This window comes from Paenibacillus haidiansis (genome assembly GCF_036553665.1).
Classification (GTDB): Bacteria; Bacillota; Bacilli; order Paenibacillales; family Paenibacillaceae; genus Fontibacillus; species Fontibacillus haidiansis.
Window position 1 is genome coordinate 47287 of sequence record NZ_JAZHPZ010000021.1, and the last position, 20632, is coordinate 67918.

Consider the following 20632-nt stretch of genomic DNA (forward strand, 5'->3'; position numbering starts at 1 on the left):
ATTTAGCCTCCAATCCGCTTGAGCGTTTCCGCAGGAATAGTGAAGGAGACTTTTGTGCCTATTCCTGCCGCGCTTTCAATGGTGATGTTCCTGCCGTATAGAAGCTTGATGCGCTGGCTGATATTCCAGAGACCTACGCCTTGTCTGCCCGCAGTCCCGCTAAAGATTTCATCCAATTTCCGCTTGCTCATTCCGCACCCGTTGTCTTCCACAACGAAGTTGATTTCCTGATCCCGACTCATTCGTACCGTAATACTGACCGTTCCTCCCTGGAAATTGGACATCAGGCCGTGTCTGATCGCATTTTCAACGAGCGGCTGCAGAATCAGCGGAGGCATCAGGAGATGGAGACTGGCATCGATCTCATAGACTACCTGCAGTCTGGTCCCAAAACGCGCTTTTTCGATGTTGATATAAGCTTCCACCAGCTCCAGCTCTTTCTCCAGCGTGGATAGCGAATCCAGCTGTTTAAAGTCGAAGCTGCCCCTTAAATACCGCGAAAGCTCCAATGTCAATGCCTCCGCTTGCTCGGGCTCACTTATGCACAACTCGGCAATGGAATTGAGCGCGTTATACAGGAAATGCGGATTGATCTGGGAGCGTAAAAATGCGACTTCAGCGTCTTTGGCGCCCTTGACGGACGCTTTCAATCGGGTTAAACTTCGGACGCGCGCCATCAGCTCATCAGCTTCAAACGGCTTGCAGACGAAGTCGTTTGCCCCGTTTTCCATCGATATCTTCATGTCGGAAACGCGGTTTGTGGCGGTTAGCATGAGCACCGGCAGTTCGAAGGGGGAGAATCTTTCCCTAATCCTTTTCAACAATTCATAGCCCGTCATATCCGGCATCGTAATGTCCAGAATCACAAGGAAAAAGTCGCGGTTGTTGGCCAGTTCCTCCAGCGCCGCTTGGCCACGGTTCACCGCAACAACGGAATATCTCTCCAGCTTGAACAGATTGATCATCGATTGAAGATTGGCCCAATCGTCGTCGACCACCAGAATCGGCTCATCGATTTCACCGTCAAGCCGGAAAGGAAATTCGATATTCGCGCTAACGGCCTTGTCTTGCCGAAGAAACTCCTTCTTCTCGGGGGACGCCGTAAGCCTATCCAAAGAAGGCGTTGCCGGCGGCAGAGAGAAGGTGAACACCGAGCCCTGCCCGGGCTCGGAAGCCACCGTAATATCACCGCCGTGCAGCTCCACGAGCCGCTTGGTTATGCTTAATCCGATGCCGGTTCCGCTGCCGTATTGCATAGATTCTGCGACATTCCCCTGCTCAAAAGCGTTAAATATACGTTCTTGCATATCGGGAGCTATACCGATACCGGGATCGCTAACCGAAATCAGGACTTTGCCGCGAACCGCCTCAGCGCTAATATCTATGGCACCTCGTTCGGAGAATTTGACCGCATTGCCGATCAGATTATGCAAGATTTGCGCCAGCCGGTTGCCGTCCGCGTATACGGGGGGGAGGCCGTCAGGCACGCTGTTGACGAGAACAAGCTCTTTTCCGCCCAATAAAAACAGATGAACCCGGATCACGGCATCGACGGCGGCTTTTAAATCCACGTTATTTTTATAGAGAATAATGTCTCCGTGTTTCATTTTTGAATAATCCAGCAAGTCGTTTACCAGATATTTGAGTCTTCTTCCGCTGTCCATGACGATCGTCAAATTATGGGCCTGTCTATCATTAACCGGTCCTTCGGCTCCTTTTAACAGGGTATCCGTAATATTCACGATGGCGTTCAACGGCGTTTTTAACTCGTGCGAAGTGTTGGACAGGAAATCGTCCTTAATTTTGTCAAGGCGGAGAAGCTGATTTTTCATTTCGTCAATCGTGTGATAGGCCTCAAAAAAGCGCAGCACGATCATAAAAGTCATGATCAGACTGAACGTAACAACATAGAACTGCCCAAGCCCGAGCCCTTCCTCCACGGAGAAGGCGAACAGAAGCAGTGCCAGCGAGTACAGATTGATCGCCAGGATCGCCATAAACAGCAGCATCGACTTGAAACGGTTGACCGCGGTACTTTGGACATAGAGCAAGGCGGCCTTTAAAAGCAGCCAAATGAGCAGCGATTCATAGACCACGATGATATAGGGATTAATCAAGGTGTAGGTATGAATCGGCAGAAACGGAATCAGGAGCAGAAAGCAGCCCAGCACGGCACCGACGGCTTGGGCGAATTTTAGTGAAATGATGTTTTTTTGCATCTGGTAAAAGAAGACCGCCAATACGATAAAGCAGGCTATGGAGACCATGTCCTTTAATTTATATGCCGTTTCAAATGATATTCCCGGCATAAATAACAGGAGCGAGCGCTCTCCAATCAGGCCGTGATAGATGCCGAAGAGCAGACAGATCACTGCAGAAAGCAGCAATGCATGGTCCTGCTTCCGGTAAATCATCGCCGCCAGGTAGCAGATGAAAAAAATCAGCGCCAGGGTGCCGAGAATAACAATCGTGCCGAATTCGCGCACCAGGCTCTTCTGGCTTTGCTCAACCATTACCGACTGTTCGCCAAAATAAAGAGACATCGGGATCCCTGCGTTGATATAGTCGTAATTGGCGACCTGAATAATAATTTCAACATTCCCCTGGTCGGGGGTGAACAGCCCCATCTGCGGAATATTGCCGGCCAGATAATCCGCCGCATGGCCGGAAGGTCTGCCGTCCTCGAACAGCTTATGTCCGTTTGCATATATGGCGCTTGAAAAGCGGATATTTTCCTTTTTTAAGCCAAACACCTTACCGGGGGGCAAGTTCTTGAGCACCGCCCGGTATGTGGCGTAACCGTAGGCGGGCAAAGGCTTGCCGTCGATCGATTTTTCGGTCCACAGCGACGGTACTTGCATGAGCGTCGTATAAGAAGGCTTCTCTCCATCCTTTTTCATAAAATCCTCGGAGGAGAGTAGCTTCTGCCAATAAAACTCCCATGTTCCGTCCAATTTAATTTCCTTATGCTCCTCATAATCCCATGCGGAGAGGTCCATGACACCGTTTTGGACCTGCAAAGCATTCGCGGGCTGACGGTTATCCTTAATAATGGATAGCGGAATAAGTGCGACAAAAATCAAGCTGATCAAACAAATGGCTATAATCCTTCTGGTCACGGGGCGGCTCCTCTATGCTGGGATAAGAACTTTATGGAATGACTACTATTTTAATGGTAATCGCGATGATTGGAATATAAGAATTCGGAATAATCGCAAAAAAATAGCTTGGCCATAGGCCAAGCTACCAAAAAGGAACTCTAATTCATCCACCACCGCTTCAAATCGCTCCACCAGGAGCGGGATTCCTGCTCCTTCTCCACCGGCAGCGGCTCGGCCGGCGTTTCGCCGCCTCCGTGCTCGGTGCAAAACTCCGTCGGCTCCGTACCCTGCAGGAACACCTCCAGCTTTTTGTCCGGGCAATCGGCGGTCGCGAGCTTGCCCGTGGCGGGATCGATATAGACGCTCACTACGCCGTCCGGTATCGGAAAGATCTTCGGCGGCACCTTTTCCAGCGCTTTCTCCGTATACTTGGCGAAGATCGGCGCCGCTTTGCGGGACTCGGCCGTGCCGAGCGTCTTGCCCTTATCGTAGCCGACCCAAACGGCCGTCGACAGCTCCGGCGTAAAGCCGACCAGCCATGCGTCCGTGCTGGTCGTTCCGGTCTTGCCGGCGACCGGCCGCTTGATCTCGGACGATACCCGGTTGCCGGTGCCGCCGGTCTCAAACACGCTTTCCATTAACTGCGTCAGCACATAAGCGGCTGCCGGCTCCACGACTTGCTCTTGCTGATAGGACGGCGCTTCGTACAGCGTGTGGCCCTCGGCGTCGGTAATCTTCAGGACGGCGACGGGCTTGACGCTCCGCCCCTGGTTGCTGATTACCGCGAACGCCGTCGCCATTTCGAACGGGCTGACCGGGGACGTGCCGAGGGCGAGCGAAGGCACCGCCTGCAGCGGACTGGTGATGCCCATTTTCCGCCCGAGTTCGACCACCTGCTCCGCTCCGACCGTCATGATCGTGTTGACGGCGTAAATATTGTCGGAGGCGGCGATTGCCTGCCGCATATCGATATCGCCCAAATATTTATCGCCGAAGTTTTTCGGGCTGTAGGTTTTACGGTTGTCGTCGTAATGGAATAGGGTCGGCTGACTGTTAAATTTGCTGGCGCTGGTCAATTTCCCGGAGGCTAGAGCCGACAAATACATGATCGGCTTGAAGCTCGATCCCGGCTGGCGGGTCGTGGCGAAGACGTGGTTGTACTGGCTTTGCGCATAGTTGCGGCCGCCGACCAGCGCCTTGATCTCGCCGCTGCGCGGATCGATCGACACCAGCGCGGCCTCCAGCTCGTCTGTGCCGGTGAGCCCAGTGGCTACTGCTTCTTCCGCCGCTGCTTGGGCGTTCAAATCAAGCGTCGTATAAATGCGCAGACCTCCGTGCTCCAGAAGACTCTCGTCGATTCCGAGCTCATCTACCACGACGCTGCGGACATAATCGCGGAAAAAGGGAGCCTTGCTGACCGTCGCGCGCTGCTCCTGCGATTGGAATGACAGGATTTCGGCGTAGGCTTTATCCGCTTCCGCTTCGGTGATCTCGCCCGTTGTGACCATGGCCGCCAGCACCGTTTTCTGCCGGTCCTTCGCATTCTTCATATGATTGTAGGGCGAGTAATAAGTCGGTCCTTTCGGCACGCCGGCGAGCATGGCACTCTCCGCCAGATCGAGCTCTTTGGCGGGCTTGCCGAAGTACAGCCGGGCGGCGGCCTCGATACCGTAAGCCCCATGCCCGTAATAGATTTCATTTAAATACATGTTCAGAATTTCGTCTTTGCTGTATTTCATCTCCAACTGAGCGGTGTACATCGCCTCTTTCATTTTCCGCGACCAGGTGCGCTCATGAGTAAGATATAGATTACGGGCCAATTGCTGGGTAAGGGTGCTGGCTCCCTGGACCTTGTCCATACTTTTCAGATTGACGAGCAGGGCCCGGGCCATCCCTTTTAGATCAAAGCCCCAATGATTGTAGAACTGGCGGTCTTCGGTCGACAAGGTGGCCTTGATGAGCCAAGGGGAAATCTCCGGGAGCGCCACGCTCTGCCGGTTCCGTTCCCCGTCCGAGAAAACGGTCACCGCGCTTCCTTCCCGGTCCAGCAGCACCGAGTTGCGGTCGGAATTCGCCACCGGCAAATCGGCCTGAAATAAATAGAGCAGCAGAACACCGGCGGCACACAGTCCCGCGAAGCCGACGGAAACCAACAATTTGAACCATAGCCATCTTCGGCGCTGCTTTGGCTTTCCCTTCTTGCCGCTGCGGACTAATCTATCCATGGAATGCCTCCTTCCGAGCCTTCGTTCCCTAATGACCAGTATGGGGAAATTTGGAACGGAACATTCATGGAAATCGGCTGCACGGCGATCTTTATCGGGCGATACGGCGGAAGGTTGCTGTTTATTGATAATACATCGTGTTATGTATGTAAAAAGAGGCGGTAAGTTATGGGCGAGTTGTTATCCGGGACCATCACAGGCGCATAGGGCGAAGCTGCTCACCGCATAATACTACCGACATGAGGAGGTGTATTGTGATGAACAAGGAGAATAATGCGAAGCACAGCTCCAAGCAAGTAAGAAAGAAATTAGGTGTTCCCAATCTTAATGCGGAATTTGCCGGTGAAGATCCAAAAGCCCCTAAAGGAACGTCGCAAAAGACGAAGCAATAGAACGAGCATAAGACCACTGAGGCATAACGCCAAAGCGGTCTTTTTTTCATATTGCATATAGAACTCGTGTCCGATACATAGCCGCTCGAGTTTGACTGCTTAGGTTATTTTGCAGGTAAAAACGCCCTTTTCGCGCATATCGCAAATGCTGCAGCTTCTGTGTTATTATACAATTTGTTTGGTACAATATAGGAAATGAAGCTTTGCAAGAAGTGAATCCGAAGGACCCCTGTTTTCGGTTTGGGTTAATATGACGGCTAAACACTATTCTGACGGAAAGAAGGGTTGTACGATGGAATTGTGGTTTACGGAGAAGCAAACCCCGGTCTTTGGCATCACGGCTAAAATTCGGGAAACCTTGGTAACGGAAAAAACGGATTTTCAGGATCTTGCTATGATCGATACCGAGGAGTTCGGGCGGATGCTCGTGCTCGACGGCATGGTGATGACGACGATCAGAGACGAGTTTGTGTATCATGAAATGGTAGCGCATCCGGCGCTCGTTACCCATCCGAATCCGAAGCATGTGCTTGTCGTAGGCGGCGGTGACGGCGGGGTTATTCGCGAAGTCATCAAACATCCCGAAGTGGAGAAGGCCGTACTCGTGGAAATCGATGGGAAGGTCATCGAATATTCGAAGAAATATTTACCGGAGATCGCCGGTGAACTGGACAACCCCCGGGTCGAGGTTCAGGTGAACGACGGATATATGCATATTATTCAAAGCAAGAACAAATACGACGTGATTATGGTTGATTCAACCGAACCGGTGGGACCTGCGGCTCCGCTGTTCGAACGGGGCTTTTATCAAGGCATCTATGAAGCGCTCAAAGATGACGGTATTTTCGTCGCGCAAACGGACAACCCTTGGTTTAAGGCCGACCTGATTCAAAAGGTCAACCAGGATGTGAAGGAAATCTTCCCGATCGTCCGCGTTTACGGCGCGAACATTCCTACTTATCCTAGCGGTCTATGGACGTTTACGATGGGCAGCAAAACGTATGACCCGCTTGGAGTCGACGAAACAAAGATTCCGGAGCTCAATACCAAGTATTACACGTCACGGTTGCATAAAGCGGCCTTCGCGCTGCCGAAGTTCGTGGAAGACCTGGTGAAATAGGAGGAGAAAGTCGCTCCGATCTATGATCACACCGGGTAGGCACAAATCGTCGCGGCGAAGCTGATCCGCGTGATGCTGCCGGGCTTTGTGAAGAAAATAATCTTTAGTTTTTGCGCCAAACACCTCCTGTCGGAGTCCTATTCGACTAGGAGGTGTTTTTTTAATGCCGAATTAGTCTCTGAATGCAGCCCATTGAATTGAAACAATAAACTCGGGTATAGTGGTACAATAGGAAACGATGTAATATATAGAATGGAGATTTGGGACATGCCGGATCGGAACAAGGCCAAAATTGTGGTGGCTAGCCGCCAGGGGGCGGACGAAACCGTTCAGGAGATAATCGGAGAAGCCTTTGTCCGGGGGGATACGGCCTATATCAAGTACGAGGAGCCCGAGCAAGGGCCGACCGGGGGAACGACGCGGACCATAGTCAAAATCACCGGCGGCGAGCTGAAAATTATGCGCCACGGCGAAGTGGAATCGGAGCAAACCTTTCAGGTCGGGCGTAGGCTGCCCGGATTTTACCGCTCTCCCTTTACGAAGTTCAATCTGTCCACGCACACGCGGACATTGGAGACAAGGCTGGACGGTCCTTTCGGGCATGTGGCCTGGGAATATGACTTATACGTGTACGAGGAACTGTCGGGACATTTCTCTATCAGTTTACATATACAGGAGGAAGCTTGAATCATGACACAGAATCCATTGGAACAAATCAATCAGGCCGTTAAAGACGCTGTTTTTGAAGCGATAGCCACAGCCGGGCTGGCGCAGCGGGAAGAGATTCCGGCCGTCGTGCTGGAGGTGCCGAAGGATAAGGCGCACGGGGATCTGGCCACGAATGCGGCCATGCAGTTGTCGCGCATCGCGAAGAAGAACCCGCGTCAAATCGCCGAGGAGATCCTCAGCCACCTCGATTATGCGAAAGCGGGCATTGAAAAAGCGGAAATTGCGGGCCCGGGCTTTATCAACTTTACCCTTGGCAAAAGTTATCTGTATCCGGTCATCGGCCAGGTTTATGCGCAAGGCGAGAAGTACGGCCGGATCGAGGCGGGCCGGGGGCAGAAGATCGAGGTCGAATTTGTCAGCGCCAACCCGACGGGCAGCCTGCATCTCGGACATGCCCGGGGTGCCGCTGTGGGCGACGCGCTGTGCAATGTGTTGGACTTCGCCGGGTACGACGTAACCCGGGAGTATTACATCAACGATGCCGGCAACCAGGTGGTCAATCTGAGCAAGTCGATCGAAGCACGCTACTTGCAGGAGCTGGGCCAAGATGCGGAAATGCCGGAGGACGGCTACCATGGTGAGGACATCAAGGGCTTTGCCAAAGAGCTGGTCGCGGAGAAAGGCGACGCGCTGCTGTCGATGTCTGCCGAGGAACGTGCCGACTTCTTGCGCACCTACGGACTTGAGAAGGAGCTGGCGAAGATTAAGCGCGACCTTGGCCGGTTCCGCGTCGGCTTTGACGTTTGGTTCAGCGAGACCTCGCTGTACGAGAACGGACAAGTGGAAGCCGCGCTCAAGGAACTCGGCGCCAAAGGCCAAACCTACGAACAGGATGGGGCAACCTGGCTGAAAACAACGGAATACGGGGACGATAAGGACCGGGTTCTCGTCAAAAACGACGGCACCTATACGTATTTGACGCCGGATATCGCGTACCACCGCAACAAATACGACCGCGGCTTCGACCGGTTGATCAACATTTGGGGAGCCGATCACCACGGATATATCCCTCGCGTAAAGGCGGCGATGCAGGCGCTCGGCAAAGATCCGGAGAAATTGACGGTCCTGATCGCCCAGATGGTCAGCCTGTTCCAGGACGGCGAGAAGGTGAAGATGTCCAAACGGACCGGCAAAGCGGTCACGATGGTCGATCTGATGGACGAGGTCGGCGTCGACGCCATCCGCTATTTCTTCACTATGCGCAGCATGGACTCGCATCTGGATTTCGATATGGACCTCGCCATTTCGACATCGAACGAGAACCCGGTATATTACGTGCAATATGCCCATGCCCGGATCTGCAGCATTTTCCGCCAGGCGGAAGAGCAAGGGATCGCTATCCCGTCGCCGGACAGCGCGAATTTGCATAAATTGACCGCGGAGCATGAATACGACCTGCTGCGAAAGATGGGCGAACTTCCCGAGGAAATTCGGGTGGCGGCCGATAACTACGCTCCGCATCGCCTCGTCCGCTATGTCTATGAGCTGTCGGCTATGCTGCACAGCTATTACAGAGCCGAGCGCGTCATCACGGAGGACGCGGAGCAAACCGCGGCACGGCTTGTACTACTCGGCGCCGTCCGCACGGTAATCGCGAATGTGCTGGGGCTCATCGGCGTGTCCGCGCCGGAGCGGATGTAACCGCGATTTATGAAACCGTCAGGGATTACGATTTCCCTGACGGTTTTTTTGCGGCCGCGGCCGGTTTGCCGCGCACCAGGCGCGCCGCGTTCACTTCCCCGGCGCCAGTCTTCGCTTTGGCGGACGGGGAGGCCAAAGGACGAGCCGTGCGGCGCAGCCGCCTTTTGATTTCACCCGGCGACAGCCCCGGGCGGTACGCGAGCAGCAGGGCGATCGATCCGCTGACATGCGAGGTCGCCATCGAGGTGCCGTTCATCTCGCGGTAGCCTCCGCCGAGCCAGCTTGATTTGACTTTTTCGCCCGGCGCGTAAATATCGATCCGTGGTCCGTAGTTGCTGAAGGACGCGATTTTTCCGTCTCTGCCGGTGGCCCCTACAGAGATCGTGTAGGGATACCGTGCCGGGTAGTCGGCGTTCCGGCTTTTCTTATCGTTGCCCGAAGAAGCGACGACGACGATGCCGGCGTTATACGCCCGGCGTATTGTATTTAGCAGGGCCTGACTTTTGTTTTTCATCCCAAAGCTCATATTGATAATATGCATGCGGTTTTGGACGCACCAGTCGATGCCGAGAATAATGTCGGAAACATAGGCGGAGCCGTTATGATCGAACGCCTTTACTGGGTAGATCAGAGAACGGGGAGCCACCCCCATCATACCCTTGGAGCCGCCGGAGGCGGCAATCGTCCCGGCGATATGCGTGCCGTGGCCGTTATCGTCATAGGGCGGGGTCATTTGGTTCAGCAGATTGACGCCTCTCGCCAGCGAATTCCGCAGATCGGGATGGCTGAAATCCGCGCCGGTATCGATGACGCCGATTCGAATCTGATTCCCGGTGGATACCGACCAGGCTTCAGGCGCACCGATCCGCCGGACTCCCCAAGGGGTGCCTATGGACTGTTCTTTGCCCGTTGTCGCGGCGGAGTGGACGATCGCCTTGCTATCTTCTTCGACAAGCAGGCCGAACCGGCCCAGGACCTTCTCGTCCGGGAAAGGCAACGGGCAGAAAAGGGCCTGGAGCAGAGAGGAGGTCCTTACCCGTCGCAAGGGGGGGGATTGGGCTCTTCGCTTCCGCAACTGCCGCACAAGTTCGGCGAATAGCGCCGGGTGTGCAAAGCGGATGATGTGCCGACCGCTTTTTCCGGAGGTGTCGATGTGTTCATTCAAGTACCGCAGGAAGCTTACGTAGTCCATTATCGGTAGCCCTCCTGACGAAGCGTGTTGCAGTATTGTATGACAGCACCCAACTCCCGGTATGGGGAAGCGGCCCTGTTTCGTCAAAATAGGCTTCTTCAGTCCCGGCGGAGCAACCGATACGGTTGGTAAATACCTCCATGATTTTATGGCGAAATTGGGCCTTTCTCCACCGTGTCAAAGCAGACAAATGGACATAGGATAGAGGGAAGGCCGCTTAGGCTTTCACCATCTTTCGGAAGCGAGCCTTCGCTCCTTCTCGAAGTGGATACAGTCATGAGGCGGCGGACGACGGTCCGGCGTCTCTTCTTCTTTTTGCCAAGGGGACCGCTTTCTCCGGCTGACACGTATTAGGCACAACTAAAAACTTGCTTTTTAATGGCAAATAAGGTTTACTATTTTGTGATATGGATATGTTAGTGAGAAAATCAATCTTTTTGTGATCAATGCGTGAGAGGAAGTGTCCGTTACGTGAGTACCCCGCTCAATTTAAAAATTGACCCGGAAAAAGTCCAAGAAATTCCGATGGTCGACTTAGCCTTTATGATCCTAAAAACGGCGAATACACCGTACTATTACCGCGACCTGATGAACGAGGTTGCCAAGCTTCGCGGCATGAGCGAAGAAGAAATCAACGACGCGATTGCACAGCTCTATACGGAGATCAATATCGACGGGCGTTTTGCCTGCGTCGGCACCAACTTATGGGGCCTGAAACGCTGGTACCCGATCGAGCGCTCCGAAGATCCGGTCGGAACCTCCAAACGTCCGCGCATTATTAATGATGACGATGACGATCTGGAAGACGAGGACTTCTCGGAAGAGGAAGAAACGTATGCTTCGGATGACGACGAGGATTACGATGCTCTCGACGAGGACTCCGAAGATGAGCTGTTCTCGGACGAAGACGATGATGACGTCGACGAAGTTGAGGATGAAGCGCTCATGGACGACGAGGATCTGGATGAGGAAGAGGAAGACCTTGACGAAGATTCCGAGGATGACGAGTTTGCCGATGACGATGACAATTGATTAAGAGTCCTTCGGGAATGGATATTCACCTTTTTGCCTTGCCCTCTTGACTTGACAGAGGGTAAGGTAACGGGTAAACTATTGCTTGGGCTTATGAATCAAACCTATAAATGAGTTAAACTTTCAAAAGTGCCCCGACCTGTTCGGGTGTCACTTTTTTTGTTTTTTTGGGCCTGTTTTGGCTATGTTTTTGTGCTGAATGGGTACGCTATATTGATCAAAAGTCGCCTGAAATCTGAATTGCCGCAGCATTACATAAGGCTTTTCAGCAGCAAGTCATCTTGTCATCTTAGGTTTCAACCCGTAACTAATTTAGGAGGTTTTTGAACTGTGGCAAAATATATTTTCGTGACAGGCGGAGTCGTATCTTCATTGGGAAAAGGGATTACGGCCGCATCCCTCGGCAGACTGCTTAAGAACAGAGGGCTCAAGGTAACGATTCAAAAATTCGATCCTTACATCAATGTCGATCCGGGGACAATGAGTCCATACCAGCATGGCGAAGTATTCGTGACCGACGACGGGGCGGAGACGGACTTGGACCTTGGCCACTATGAACGGTTTATCGATATCAACCTATCCAAGAACAGCAATGTGACGACCGGTAAAGTATACTCTTCCGTTATCGGCAAAGAACGGCGCGGCGAATACCTGGGCGGAACGGTTCAAGTTATTCCGCACATCACCAACGAGATCAAGGAGCGGGTATTCCGGGCCGGACGCGAGGCGGGCTCGGACGTGGTGATTACGGAGATCGGGGGAACAGTGGGCGATATCGAGAGCCTTCCTTTTCTGGAAGCGATCCGTCAGATCAAGAGCGATATCGGCCGCGAGAATGTCATGTACATTCACGTTACGCTGATTCCTTATATCAAAGCGGCCGGCGAAGTTAAGACCAAGCCGACCCAGCACAGCGTTAAGGAACTCCGCAGCATCGGCATCCAGCCGAATGTGATCGTATGCCGGACCGAGCACAAGCTTTCGGACGAAATGAAGGCCAAGCTTGCGCTATTCTGCGATATCGATCCCAACGCGGTTGTGGAGTGCCGCGATGCGGATACGCTGTACGAAGTGCCTTTGAATTTGCGTGACGAGGGCCTCGACGAAATCGTCGTGAACCATCTGAAGCTCACCACCCCGGCGCCTGACATGACCGAGTGGGAGAATCTCGTTAAGCGCATCAATAAATTGGATAAAACCGTCGAGATCGCCATCGTCGGCAAATACGTCGCTCTGCATGACGCCTATCTCAGCGTCGTTGAATCGCTGTCCCATGCCGGCTTCGCCGCGGATGCGGAAGTGAAGGTTCGCTGGGTGAACGCGGAGGAAGTAACGGACGATAATGTCGCCGAACTTCTGCAAGGCATCGGAGGCATTCTTGTGCCGGGCGGTTTCGGAGATCGCGGGATTGAGGGCAAGATTACGACGATCAAGTATGCTCGTGAGAACCGGATTCCATTCTTCGGTATTTGCCTCGGCATGCAGGTCGGGGTGATCGAGTATGCGCGCTATGTAGCAGGGCTTCAAGGCGCCAACAGCTCGGAGATCGACCCTTCCACCGAATATCCGGTGATCGACTTGCTTCCGGAGCAGAAGGATATCGAGGATTTGGGCGGTACGATGCGCCTCGGCTTGTATCCGTGCAAGCTCGTTCCGGGCTCCCTGGCCATGCAGTGCTATGACGATGAACTGATCTATGAAAGACATCGCCACCGGTATGAATTCAATAATGCTTATCGCGAAACGATCGAAGCGGCAGGTTTGCGAATTTCCGGCACCTCGCCGGACGGACGCTTGGTCGAGATTGTCGAGCTGCCGGATCATCCTTGGTTCCTGGCGGTCCAATTCCATCCGGAGTTTACGTCCCGGCCGAATCGCCCGCAGCCATTGTTCCGCGAATTCGTGAAAGCATCCATCGCCCATTTGAATTAAATACAAGCGATACACTGTACCCGAATACGAATGTCCATCCTTGGAAATTACGCCGAAATGTTTTTTTGAGTCTCTTTTTTCCAAATTAGAAGGGAATTCCAAAAACGAGGCGAATTATTACAGATAGCAATTTACAAGGGTGGACTCTGTAGGAGGGTTTTTCTGTGGAAGAAAAGAAGGTGTTGATTGTCGATGATCAAAATGGGATCCGTATTTTACTGATGGAAGTGTTCAGCAGCGAGGGCTACAGAACCTATCAAGCGGCCAACGGGAAGCTTGCTTTGGAAATTGTCCGCAGCGATTCGCCCGACCTGGTGTTGCTCGACATGAAAATTCCGGGTATGGACGGGCTGGAAATTCTCAAACATATCAAGGAAGTCAACCCGGATATCAAAGTGATCATGATGACGGCATACGGCGAGCTGGATATGATCAAAGAAGCGACCGAGCTCGGCGCCTTGATGCATTTTACCAAACCGTTTGACATCGACGAAATGCGCGTGGCGGTGAACATGCAGTTGAAAGGCAGTTCCGTGACTTAACAGCTGTTTCGAGAACCCCTTTTCCGGGGTTCTTTTTTTGAATATCGGCCTAAATTAATTGGACAACCTTTAATAGTAATTTCTTCGCGGTGTGGTATAATAAAAAATGTGTGAATGTCGGCTAAGAAAGATAATCCAACATCCTTAGGAGGATTGAAACCCATGCCATTAGTATCTATGACAGACATGTTGAACAAAGCGCTTCAAGGGAAATATGCTGTAGGTCAATTCAATATTAATAACCTGGAATGGACTCAAGCCATTCTTGCTGCAGCAGAAGAAGAAAAATCTCCAGTGATCCTCGGTGTATCCGAAGGTGCCGCACGCCATATGGGCGGTTTCTACACGATCGTCAAAATGGTGGAAGGTCTTTTGCATGACATGAAAATTACCGTTCCTGTCGCAATTCACCTTGACCATGGATCCAGCTTCGATAAATGTAAAGAAGCGATTGACGCAGGCTTTACTTCCGTTATGATCGACGGTTCCCACCATCCGATCGACGAAAACATCGAAATGACGAAGAAAGTCGTTGATTACGCTCATGCTAAAGGCGTTTCCGTTGAAGCCGAAGTCGGTACAGTCGGCGGACAAGAAGACGACGTAATCGGCGGCATTCAATATGCCGACCTGCAAGAATGCATCCGCATCGTGAAAGAAACAGGAATCGATACGTTGGCTCCCGCTTTGGGTTCCGTTCACGGACCGTACAAAGGCGAACCAAACCTCGGTTTCAAGGAAATGGAAGAAATTCGCGATGCCGTTAAGCTTCCGCTCGTGCTTCATGGCGGTACCGGCATCCCTACGAAAGACATCCAAAAATCGATTTCCCTCGGTACTTCCAAGATCAATGTAAATACAGAGAACCAAATCGCCTTCACCAAAGCAGTTCGTGAAGTGCTGAACGCTAAACCGGACGTTTACGATCCTCGTAAATATATCGTTCCTGGCCGCGACGCCATCAAAGAAACCGTTGTGGGCAAAATCCGCGAATTCGGATCCAGCAACAAAGCGTAAGGTAACAACCGGTTCAACCGGTTCAATGTTAAATAAGGTGATTATGGAGAGCACACCGCCTAGACGGTGTCTTTCCATTTTCACAGCTTTTTGTATTTATTCTTTATTCTTAATTCTTAACTCTACCTTTCAAGGCCGATTGCTAGGCTGCATTATACTTAGGGGGACCCTTGAGCTTATGGAGAAATTAATGATCAACGGCGGACGTCCGCTCCGCGGCGCAGTATCGATCAGCGGCGCAAAGAACAGTGCCATTGCACTCATTCCCGCCGCGATGTTGGCCGAATCCGAAGTGGTGCTTGATAACCTGCCGCATTTGAGCGATGTCACGGTGTATTCGGAGATTTTGGAAGAGCTGGGTGCCCGCGTCACTTGGGAAGGCAGTCAGATGAAGATCGACCCTTCCGATGTTAGATCGATCCCTATGCCGAACGGACCCGTCAAGAAGCTGAGAGCTTCTTACTACATGATGGGGGCGCTGCTTGGCCGGTTTAACGAAGCAACGATCGGACTTCCGGGCGGATGTAATTTCGAACCGCGACCGATCGATCAGCATATAAAAGGATTTGAAGCATTAGGCGCAACCGTTACGAACGAACATGGCGCCATTCACTTGCATGCCAAAGAACTGCGCGGCGCAAAAATCTATCTCGATGTCAGCAGCGTAGGGGCAACCATTAATATTATGCTGGCGGCCACACGGGCCAAAGGCGTCACAATTATCGAAAATTCGGCCAAAGAGCCTGAGATTATAGATGTAGCTACATTATTGAATTCCATGGGGGCGAGCATTAAAGGCGCCGGCACGGAAACGATCCGGATCGAAGGTGTGCAAAGTCTGAAAGGCTGCCGGCATTCGATCATTCCAGACCGGATCCAGGCGGGAACTTACATGATCGCCGCCGCGGCAACGCGTGGGGATGTGTTGATCGACGGCGTTATACCCAAACATCTGGAGGCCCTTACGGCAAAATTGCTGGAAATGGGCGTCGGCGTCGAGGAACTGGATGAATCGATCCGGGTCATTGGCGCGAAAGAATACGGGCATGTCGATGTCAAGGCGCTCGTGTATCCCGGTTTTCCGACCGATTTGCAATCGCCGATGACCAGCCTGCTCACTCAGGCCAGCGGCGTGAGCGTGCTCAGCGATTTCGTGTACAGCAACCGGTTTAAGCATGTGCCGGAGCTGGTAAGAATGGGCGCGAAAATCCGCGTCGAGGGCCGCTCGGCGATCATTGAAGGTGGTCCGCTCAATGCGGCCAAGGTGAAGGCGGCCGACCTCCGTGCCGGAGCCGCGCTGATGATCGCCGGTCTTACGGTTGACGGCGGAACGACCGAAGTGTCCGGCGTAGAATTGATCGACCGCGGATATGACAATCTGGTCGCCAATTTGCGTTCTCTTGGGGCCGATGTATGGCGGCAGGCCGAGTAGTTTATGCTTTGAACCGGCATAAGTTGCTTGCCATCGGGCAATACTATGGTAGTAATCTAGCAAATTTACGTCCTTATAGATTCAGTATTGCAAATGATAGGGTAATGGAATAGCTGAAACGATAAAATTGAATAGGTGGTTATTTACATGGATCTGCAAATTGCCGATTTGGAAGGGATGAAGCTGACCGAGCTGTATAAGCTTGCGAAGCAGCATCAGATTCCTTATTACGGTCAGTTGAAAAAGAAAGAATTGATTTTTGCCATTTTGCGGGCTCAGGCCGAACAGAGCGGGCTGATGTTCATGGAGGGCGTGCTGGAAATTTTGCCCGAGGGCTACGGTTTCCTTAGACCGATTAATTATTTGCCGAGTACGGAGGATATCTACATCTCCGCGTCGCAAATCCGCAAATTCGATCTGAGGACCGGGGACCTGGTCTCCGGTAAGTGCCGGGCGCCGAAGGAGAACGAAAGGTACTTCGGCCTGCTGCAGGTTAATGCCGTAAACGGCGAGAACCCGGCGATCGCCGCCGAACGATTGCATTTCCCGGCACTCACTCCTCTATTTCCGCAGAAGAAGCTTGTGCTTGAAACATCCCCAACCCATTTATCCACCCGAATTATGGATGTGCTCGCCCCCGTCGGCCTTGGACAGCGCGGCTTGATCGTAGCGCCGCCGAAGGCAGGGAAAACGCTGCTGCTAAAAGAGATCGCCAATAGTATATCCACTAATAATCCAGATATCGAGCTTTTCGTATTGTTAATCGACGAACGTCCCGAGGAAGTAACCGACATGCAGCGCTCCGTCAAAGGTGAAGTCATCGCTTCGACGTTTGACGAGCTGCCGGAGAACCATATCAAGGTGGCGGAGCTTGTACTGCAGCGCGCGTTGCGGCTAGTGGAACACAAGAAAGACGTCGTCATTTTGCTGGATAGCATTACGCGGCTCGCCCGCGCCTACAATCTGGTCGTACCGCCGTCCGGACGTACGCTCAGCGGGGGGATTGACCCGGCCGCGTTTCATCGTCCGAAACGGTTCTTCGGCTCGGCCCGGAATGTGGAAGAGGGCGGCAGCCTGACCATTTTGGCGACGGCGCTCGTGGATACGGGCTCGCGGATGGACGACATCATATACGAAGAATTCAAAGGAACCGGGAATATGGAGCTGCACTTGGACCGGAAGCTGGCGGAACGCCGGATCTTCCCGGCGATCGACATTCGCCGTTCCGGCACGCGCCGCGAAGAGGTGCTGCTATCCAAAGAAGAGCTTGATACGATCTGGGCGATTCGTAAAAATATGAACGATTCCTACGATTTCGTGGAAGGATTCCTGAAGAAGCTGCGCGACAGCAAGACGAACGCCGAATTTCTGGCCTCGTTCGATGCCGCCGGAAATGCCCCTTCGGGCAGCGGAAGCGCCGGTAATCGGCGTCCTGCCCGGATGTCATCGCCATCCGGTTCGGGGTCGGGCCATGGTTCCGGCTCATAAGAGCCGTGAACATAGATAAAGGAGAACAGCATGAATTTAGTATACGCAGATGAACAAGGACAAGTGTATGATCATCCGACGCTTTACGGCCTTGCCCGCAGTGCGGATATGATCGTCGAGATCATGGAAGACGAGCTCATTCCGCTGCCTGAGGGAGCCACGCTCGTCGGCTTGCCGTGCACCCGTCCGATCGGGATGGACCCGGACACGGGCGAGATGAAGCCGCTGCCCGGGAATGTGCAGGCCGTCGGCGCTTTGCTGCCGCAAGGCTTTACACGGCTGTGCCTGCCCGGCTATGTCAAAACGGATAAAGATTACAAGCTTCCATTGTTCGGGTATTCGGCGGTGGTCTGGAAGGATGGGCAGTTTCTCGTTACAGCCAGACAGTCGGACGATACCGAGAAGTGGAATCCGCTGAATTGCGATCCGCTTGAACTGAAACAACAAGTAAAGGAACTGAAATCGCGGTATCCTGACAACCGGCTTTATGATCATTTGTCCAATTGTGCGCTTGGCTATGAGTGCCTGACCGCCTCGAACACCTTCCTGAACCGCTGGGAGGGAGCGGTCCCGGTATCTTACTCCTGCAACGCCGGCTGCTTCGGCTGCATATCGGAGCAGCCCGATGACAGCGGGTTCGTGTCTCCGCAAACGCGGATGAACTTCCGCCCGCGCGTCGAAGAGCTTGTCGAGATTATGCTCGAACATTTGAAGACGCCGGAGTCGATCATCAGCTTCGGTCAAGGCTGCGAAGGCGAGCCTTCCACCCAGGCCAAGCTGATTATCGAGTCGATCCGCGAGGTTCGGCGGCAAACGGATATAGGATATATCAATATCAATACCAACGCCGGACTCAGCGATCACATCCGCGGCATTGTCGACGCGGGGCTGGACCTGATGCGGGTCAGCACGATCAGTGCACTGGACGATCATTACAATGCGTATTACAAACCGCGCGGCTATACTTTGGCCAATGTGGAGAAATCGTTGAAATATGCTTCAGAACAGGGCGTGTACACCTCGATTAACTATCTGGTCTTTCCGGGAGTGACCGACCGGGAGGAGGAGCTCGAGGCGATGATCGAGTTTGCCCGCCGGACCAAGCTGCGGCTGATTCAGCTGCGCAATCTCAACATCGACCCGGAGAGTTATCTGGGTCTCATCCCAAAAGCCAAAGGCGATGTTCTCGGCATGAAGCAGGCGATCGAGATCTTCCAGGAGGAGCTGCCTGACGTGGTAATCGGGTCATATACGCATGTTCCTCCGGCGGAATTGGCTAGAGTCAAGGTCCGGGGATAGCCCGAAACAAAAATAACTGCCCGAAACCAGGTTTTTTATAGGTTTGGGCAGTTATTTTTAATTATGGTTATTTTACCAGCTTCCGAACTTCCTCGACAGGCAGATCGGTCATTTCCCCGATTTCTTCCAGGGAGAATCCCTTATCGAGCAATTTACGGGCTATTTTCACTTGAGTATCCTCAGTGCCTTTCTCTATGCCTTTCTCTATGCCTTTTTCAATGCCCTTTTCAATGCCCTCCTCGTATCCCCAGCGCTTCCAGGCCGGCATCAATTCCATAATCGCTTCACCCTCCTCCGGAAATTGTTTGGTAAGCTCATATAATAAAGCTTCGTCCTGCTTCTGATCGGGCACGAAGTATAAGTCTGCAACGGACATAATCAATGCGATGCGCGCATCGTCCAGCTTGTGTCTAAGTTTTAGCATCATCCGCAAATAGGCGAAGCGGATTTCCCTTTCCTCTCCTTTATTATATCCCATTTTCGCCAGAAGAGCAGCGGCCACCGGATTGTCCGAATCTACGAATCTTCGCCAATGATTACTGTATAACTCTACCTTCAGAAACTGAAAATTTAAAATGATATGCCCGGGAATGGACATAATTAACGTATCCGGCTCGTTTACAGTATGAGGCTCCGTAAAAACGGCGATCGGAATAATCAGTTTATGCTCCTTGCGATGCCGTTCAAACAGCCGGCTAAAATAGATAAACATCCGTTCGTGAAAATCCTTTTGTTTATAGGATTGCGGCTCAAGATGAATAAGGATGTAAGCATCGAGCGTTTTAAACCTGGTTTCCAGTAATAAATCCAGCATTCGGCTCTCGCCGCCGATTATATCCACAAGTTGCTCCTGCATAAGAAAGCGGGTATGACGATGATCCAGTTGCTTGTCGAGTTCGGGGAAAAACAAGGCTATAAATTCTGCGAAGAAGGTTTGCAACAGCTTTTTAAAAGCTTCGTCATGCGGATTGGACTTTTCCACGCTGATCCATCTCCTTTTTCTGAATTATTTAGTGATACAACAAAAAAAGCACACGGCGAGCCAAAACAGCCCCAAGTGTGCTTCACTACGGAATATGGAATTGTAAGTATTATATCATTTAGGTTGAAATATGGAAACGGTTGATTCAACTTAGTCAATTGCGCAGGTTCATGCGCTATGTTATAATGCTTTTATGTGTCATTATAACTCTGTGCACGCATGAGGCTCAGGGCGGAAAGAGGTGAAAGTCATGAAAGAAGCCATTCAACCCAAATATCACGTGACTACAGTAACTTGCGCTTGCGGAAATACGTTTGAAACAGGTTCCGTTAAGCAAGAACTGCGCGTTGAAATTTGCTCCAACTGCCATCCTTTCTTTACGGGTAAACAGAAATTCGTGGATGCTGGTGGACGTGTGGATAGATTCAAGAAAAAATACGGCATCTAATGAGACATGCTGCCCCGGCAGCAGCTCGGATAAATGCGAAATCCCCTGCTTTAGTGAGCA

16 protein-coding genes are annotated in these 20632 nt (G+C 52.3%); 12 read left to right on the forward strand and 4 right to left on the reverse strand.

Annotated features, from left to right (window positions below; translation table 11 throughout):
* Nucleotides 1-2 precede the first annotated feature (2 nt).
* Nucleotides 3-3119 (reverse strand): sensor histidine kinase, encoded by a 3117-nt coding sequence (locus V3851_RS24695; protein ID WP_331849103.1) that lies wholly within the window; start codon nt 3117-3119, stop codon nt 3-5.
* A 140-nt stretch (nt 3120-3259) separates the two neighbouring features.
* Nucleotides 3260-5326, reverse strand: a complete 2067-nt coding sequence (locus V3851_RS24700; RefSeq protein ID WP_331849104.1) for a transglycosylase domain-containing protein — start codon at nt 5324-5326, stop codon at nt 3260-3262.
* Nucleotides 5327-5583: 257 nt separating this feature from the next.
* Here V3851_RS24700 and V3851_RS24705 point away from each other — a divergent pair, with 257 nt between their 5' ends.
* The 4 genes from V3851_RS24705 (at nt 5584) to argS (ending at nt 9208) form a co-directional block, all read left to right on the forward strand.
* Complete coding sequence (locus V3851_RS24705; RefSeq protein WP_331849105.1) at nt 5584-5718, forward strand: hypothetical protein; 135 nt, start codon at nt 5584-5586, stop codon at nt 5716-5718.
* 292 nt (nt 5719-6010) lie between these two features.
* The gene (speE, locus tag V3851_RS24710) at nt 6011-6838 is read left to right on the forward strand and encodes a polyamine aminopropyltransferase (RefSeq protein ID WP_331849106.1); all 828 of its coding nucleotides are present in this window, start codon (nt 6011-6013) and stop codon (nt 6836-6838) included.
* Nucleotides 6839-7105: 267 nt separating this feature from the next.
* Nucleotides 7106-7525 carry a YwiB family protein gene (locus V3851_RS24715; protein WP_331849107.1) on the forward strand — a complete coding sequence of 140 codons (420 nt, stop codon included), beginning with the start codon at nt 7106-7108 and terminating at the stop codon, nt 7523-7525.
* A gap of 3 nt (nt 7526-7528) precedes the next feature.
* A complete protein-coding gene (argS, locus tag V3851_RS24720; RefSeq protein ID WP_331849108.1) occupies nt 7529-9208 on the forward strand; it encodes an arginine--tRNA ligase in 1680 nt (559 codons plus the stop codon).
* Nucleotides 9209-9233: 25 nt separating this feature from the next.
* Here argS and V3851_RS24725 read toward each other — a convergent pair whose 3' ends face one another.
* Nucleotides 9234-10400: a S8 family peptidase gene (locus V3851_RS24725; protein ID WP_331849109.1), complete on the reverse strand. Its 1167-nt coding sequence runs from the start codon at nt 10398-10400 to the stop codon at nt 9234-9236.
* 471 nt (nt 10401-10871) lie between these two features.
* Here V3851_RS24725 and rpoE point away from each other — a divergent pair, with 471 nt between their 5' ends.
* The 7 genes from rpoE to V3851_RS24760 all read left to right on the forward strand — a co-directional run bounded on the left by rpoE (nt 10872) and on the right by V3851_RS24760 (nt 19142).
* Nucleotides 10872-11432: a DNA-directed RNA polymerase subunit delta gene (gene rpoE, locus V3851_RS24730; RefSeq protein WP_331849110.1), complete on the forward strand. Its 561-nt coding sequence runs from the start codon at nt 10872-10874 to the stop codon at nt 11430-11432.
* A gap of 330 nt (nt 11433-11762) precedes the next feature.
* A complete protein-coding gene (locus V3851_RS24735) occupies nt 11763-13364 on the forward strand; it encodes a CTP synthase (protein WP_331849111.1) in 1602 nt (533 codons plus the stop codon).
* Nucleotides 13365-13528: 164 nt separating this feature from the next.
* A complete protein-coding gene (locus V3851_RS24740; protein ID WP_331849112.1) occupies nt 13529-13906 on the forward strand; it encodes a response regulator in 378 nt (125 codons plus the stop codon).
* A gap of 162 nt (nt 13907-14068) precedes the next feature.
* A complete protein-coding gene (locus V3851_RS24745) occupies nt 14069-14923 on the forward strand; it encodes a class II fructose-bisphosphate aldolase (RefSeq protein WP_331849113.1) in 855 nt (284 codons plus the stop codon).
* Between the two features lie 178 nt (nt 14924-15101).
* A complete protein-coding gene (locus tag V3851_RS24750; protein ID WP_331849114.1) occupies nt 15102-16355 on the forward strand; it encodes a UDP-N-acetylglucosamine 1-carboxyvinyltransferase in 1254 nt (417 codons plus the stop codon).
* A gap of 147 nt (nt 16356-16502) precedes the next feature.
* The gene (gene rho, locus V3851_RS24755) at nt 16503-17843 is read left to right on the forward strand and encodes a transcription termination factor Rho (protein ID WP_331849115.1); all 1341 of its coding nucleotides are present in this window, start codon (nt 16503-16505) and stop codon (nt 17841-17843) included.
* A 30-nt stretch (nt 17844-17873) separates the two neighbouring features.
* Nucleotides 17874-19142, forward strand: a complete 1269-nt coding sequence (locus V3851_RS24760; RefSeq protein ID WP_331849116.1) for a radical SAM protein — start codon at nt 17874-17876, stop codon at nt 19140-19142.
* A 67-nt stretch (nt 19143-19209) separates the two neighbouring features.
* Here the strand turns inward: V3851_RS24760 and V3851_RS24765 are convergent, their stop codons facing one another.
* Nucleotides 19210-20124, reverse strand: coding sequence for an Rpn family recombination-promoting nuclease/putative transposase (locus V3851_RS24765; RefSeq protein ID WP_331849117.1), 915 nt, complete (start codon nt 20122-20124; stop codon nt 19210-19212).
* A gap of 250 nt (nt 20125-20374) precedes the next feature.
* On the opposite strand from V3851_RS24765, the gene rpmE reads away from it, so the two are divergent.
* Entirely contained in the window at nt 20375-20572 is a 198-nt protein-coding gene (gene rpmE / locus V3851_RS24770; RefSeq protein WP_331849118.1) for a 50S ribosomal protein L31, read from the forward strand.
* Nucleotides 20573-20632: the final 60 nt, after the last annotated feature.